We start from the raw sequence: 3,542 nt of genomic DNA on the forward strand, positions 1-3,542 counted from the left end.
GGCAATATCGGCGTTCATGTCACTCAGCGTGGTCGCCCGCTTCTACGCTGACCAGTAACGACGGCGGTACGCAGCGTCACTGTCCGGCCGTTGTCCGGTTCTGTCCGGGCGGCGTGGCGTTACGCGGTGTGTCGGCGGGGAGTTGGGTACGGGCGGAACATGGAGGTGTCCGGGCATGGGCGGTGACGGGATGGAGCCGTACGGCGCCGACGACGAGGAGTCGGCGGCGGTACTGCGGACGGTGGGCAGGGTCGTCAAGTCGTGCCGGGAGCGGAAGGGGCTCAAACAGGCCGAGTTGGGGGCGGCCATCGGCTACAGCGAGGAGCAGGTGTCCTCGGTGGAACGGGGGCGGCGGGCGCCGAGTCCGACGTTCCTGGAGAAGGCCGATGAGGTGCTGGAGGCGGGTGGGCTGATCGCCGGACTGAGGAAGGACACCGAGGAGGCCCGGTACCCGAAGAAGGTGCGGGATCTGGCGAAGTTGGAAGCGGATGCGGTTGAGCTGTGCGCCTACGCCAACTCCGTCGTCCATGGCCTGCTTCAGACGCCGGAGTACGCAAGGGCGCTGTACGGCATGCGTCGTCCGCCCTTCGCCGAGGAGGAGGTTGAGCGCCTTGTCGCCGCACGCCTGGCGCGCCAGGAGATCTTCGACCGGCAGCCCGCTCCTGTCTTCAGTTTCGTCCAAGAAGAGGTGACGCTGCGGCGCCCACTCGGGGGCAGAATGGTGATGCGGAAGCAGCTCGAACGCCTGTTGGAGGTCGGCCAGCGACGGAACGTGGAGATCCAGGTGATGCCCACGGATCGTGAGGACCACGCCGGCCTTGACGGGTCGCTCCAGTTGCTGCGGCTTCAGAGGGGAGAGACGGTGGCGCACAACGAGGTGCAGCTCACCAGCCGCCTGATCTCGCATTCCAAGGAGATCCAGGTCTTCGAGGTCCGCTACGGCATTATCCGGGCCCAGGCCCTCACGCCCTGTGAGTCGCTGACCTTCATCGAGAAAGTACTGGGAGAGACATGATGACCAACTCCACGACGGGGAACGGTTCCGAGCTGGAGTGGTTCAAGAGCAGCTACAGCACCGCCGACGGCCCGGAGTGTGTGGAGGTCGCCTTCGCCCCCGAAACCATGCACGTACGGGACTCGAAGCGGGCGCAGGGCCCCCAGCTCGCCTTCGACGCCCAGCAGTGGACGGCCTTCGTCTCGTACGCCGCCGATCACTGACGTACGGCCTTCTGACGCATCGCGTCCGGTTCCGCACCGGGCGCGGGACGTCGGCGTATCCCGGTTTGACCCTGAGGACGAAGCCCTCATCCGGGCCGCTCCGGGGCGGGGGCGTCTCGTCACGCAGCCGTCAAGGGAGCCACAGAAGCGCCCTCCCTGCGTGTTTGCCCAGGTCATAGCGTTGTGGTACCTCTGCCCGGACGGTCTGCTCGATTCGCCCTGAGATGTCCGAGTCTGTCTCCTGCTGCCAGGTCGGCAGGTCATCCCAGTCGGCAACGCATCCGGGACAAAAGCCTGGCGGTGTCGAAGCATGGCTGGACGAGCAGAAACGGACCGATTCGCCGCCCAGACCCCGGAGAAACACCGGCGTAGCCAGCAAGAGTCAACACTCCGCTCGCTCCGCCCTAAAAGGCCCTGGGCCAGGCAAGCACCTTCCGGGGCTCCCCCACCCGCCGACGCCACGAGGCATGGCTACCTTCGCGGCTACGTACGCCGACGCACGGCCCCGTTTGCACCGGTGCGGACCAGGGTCCAGCGAGACCCACCCATACATGGAAAAATCCTCTGACGTGCTTTTCTACTGGTCAGAAGCCCTGAGCGGCAGACGAGTCGGGCTGTACGCCGGGTTCTGTTCCCCGGGGTCCTCGCGGGCCCCGGGGCGACGGCCATCCATCTAGGGCCGGCGTTGCCGCCGGCCTCGTGCGGTCTACCCGCGGACTCGGGCGGGCAGCCCTCGAACGTCCGCGCAGAGCGCGCCTTTTACAGCGGCTCCTCTTGACCTTGCTCCGGGTGGGGTTTACCTAGCTGCCCAGGTCACCCTGGGCACTGGTGGTCTCTTACACCACCGTTTCACCCTTACCGAGGACCGAGATCCCCGGCGGTCTGCTTTCTGTGGCACTGTCCCGCGGGTCACCCCGGGTGGCCGTTAGCCATCACCCTGCCCTGTGGAGCCCGGACGTTCCTCGGGAAGCCCCCTAGGGGGACTCCACGCGGCCGTCCGCCCGGCTCGTCTGCCGTGTCGACCATGTTACCGGGCGCCCGGCGGTCTTCGGTGCGGGCGCCGTGGCCAGGAACGAGCCCGCCAGGATCAGGGCGAAGGAGGCGAGTACGGCTGCCGTCAGCTGTTCGTCCAGGAACAGCGCGCCCGCCGCTACCGCCACCGCCGGGTTGACGTACGTGAAGACCGTCGAGCGGGTCGGGCCCACCTCTCGGATCAGTTCCAGGAAGACGACGAAGGCGAGGGCCGTGCAGATCACGCCCAGGCCGAGGAGGGAGGCCAGGACCGAGGGCGTGGGCATCGATGTCGGCCATGTTGCCGCCGCCGCGGGGGCGTAGACGAGAGCCGACAGTGCCAGGCAGGGGGCGATCAGCTGGAGGGTGGGGACCTGCTTGAGGTAGCGGGCCATGATCAGTGGGGCCGTCGCGTAGCCCAGGACTGTCACCCCCACCTCTGCGAGGGACCGCGCGTCTCCCCCGGTGAGGTGCGGGGCCGTGAGGACCGCTACTCCGGCCAGGCCCAGGGCCAGGCCCACCATCCTGCGGGCGCCCAGCCTCTCCGTGTCGCCGAAGAAGCGGGCCAGGAGTACGCCGACGATCGGTACGCCCGCGATCAGCAGACCCGCCGTGGAGCTGGAGAGGTGGCGTTCGGCGTCGGTCAGGGTCCACCAGGGGCCGATGACCTCGATCAGGGAGAAGGCGAGCATCGGGCGCCAGTGGGTTCGTATCATCCGGGCCAGTCCGCCTTGGCGTATGGCGAAGGGGAGCAGGAGGGCCGCTCCCAGCGCGCAGCGTGTGAACACCACCATCGACGGGGACATGGTGTCCACCGCCACTTTGATCATCAGGTAGGGGATGCCCCAGAGGACTCCCATGAGCGAGAAGAGCAGCCAGCCTCGTGCAGTCATGGGGTGAGTTTCGGGCGGGGTGGTGGTGTTCGTCTTGAACGCTGTTGCGCCCGGTTGCTCTGCCGCCCGGCCCTACGGCCTCGGGGACACGCTCGCGCGGTACGCCGCCGGCGTCACCCCCAGCACCCGGCGGAACCACCGCGTCAGGTGTGCCTGGTCCGCGAAACCCACCTGTCCGGCCACCTCCGCGGGGCGCCCACCCGCCTCCAGCAGGGCGCGGGCCCGCCCGACCCGGTACTGGGCCAGCCAGGCGTACGGGGGCATCCCCATCGTCGTACGGAAGGCGCGCAGGAGCTGGTAGCGGGAGAGGCCCAGGTCGGCGGCGAGGTCGGCGAGGGAGGGCGGGGAGAGGAGTTCGTCGGCGAGGCGGTCGCGTACGACGCGGGAGATGCCGCTCGCGCCAGGGATCGTGTCCGGGGC

General features: G+C 68.6%; 3 protein-coding genes, 1 other RNA gene and 1 pseudogene. 2 read left to right on the forward strand and 3 right to left on the reverse strand.

Annotated elements, in window-relative coordinates:
• Window positions 1–175: 175 nt before the first annotated feature.
• Together FNH04_RS43185 and FNH04_RS43190 are read left to right on the forward strand one after the other, a co-directional pair.
• On the forward strand, window positions 176–1,015 hold the full coding sequence (locus FNH04_RS43185; protein WP_152791704.1) for a helix-turn-helix domain-containing protein: 840 nt from the start codon (window positions 176–178) through the stop codon (window positions 1,013–1,015).
• A complete protein-coding gene (locus FNH04_RS43190) occupies window positions 1,015–1,218 on the forward strand; it encodes a DUF397 domain-containing protein (RefSeq protein WP_152791707.1) in 204 nt (67 codons plus the stop codon). Before FNH04_RS43185 ends, FNH04_RS43190 begins: the two co-directional genes overlap by 1 nt.
• Window positions 1,219–1,819: 601 nt before the next feature.
• Here the strand turns inward: FNH04_RS43190 and rnpB are convergent.
• From rnpB to FNH04_RS43210, 3 genes and pseudogenes are all read right to left on the reverse strand, one after another.
• Window positions 1,820–2,227, reverse strand: an RNA gene (gene rnpB, locus FNH04_RS43200) — RNase P RNA component class A.
• Window positions 2,228–2,342: 115 nt separating this feature from the next.
• Window positions 2,343–3,122: pseudogene (locus FNH04_RS49570) on the reverse strand (DMT family transporter); the annotation flags it as partial.
• A gap of 72 nt (window positions 3,123–3,194) precedes the next feature.
• Window positions 3,195–3,542: helix-turn-helix transcriptional regulator (locus tag FNH04_RS43210; RefSeq protein ID WP_152791706.1), on the reverse strand; the 348-nt coding region annotated here is incomplete at its 5' end.

The organism is Streptomyces phyllanthi (assembly GCF_009377205.1).
In the GTDB taxonomy this organism is placed as follows: domain Bacteria; phylum Actinomycetota; class Actinomycetes; order Streptomycetales; family Streptomycetaceae; genus Streptomyces; species Streptomyces phyllanthi.

Bases quoted from the DNA above. Each gene is read 5' to 3' on its own strand.
- FNH04_RS43185 (WP_152791704.1), top strand. From the start codon at position 176: ATGGGCGGTGACGGGATGGAGCCGTACGGCGCCGACGACGAGGAGTCG.
- FNH04_RS43190 (WP_152791707.1), top strand. From the start codon at position 1,015: ATGACCAACTCCACGACGGGGAACGGTTCCGAGCTGGAGTGGTTCAAG.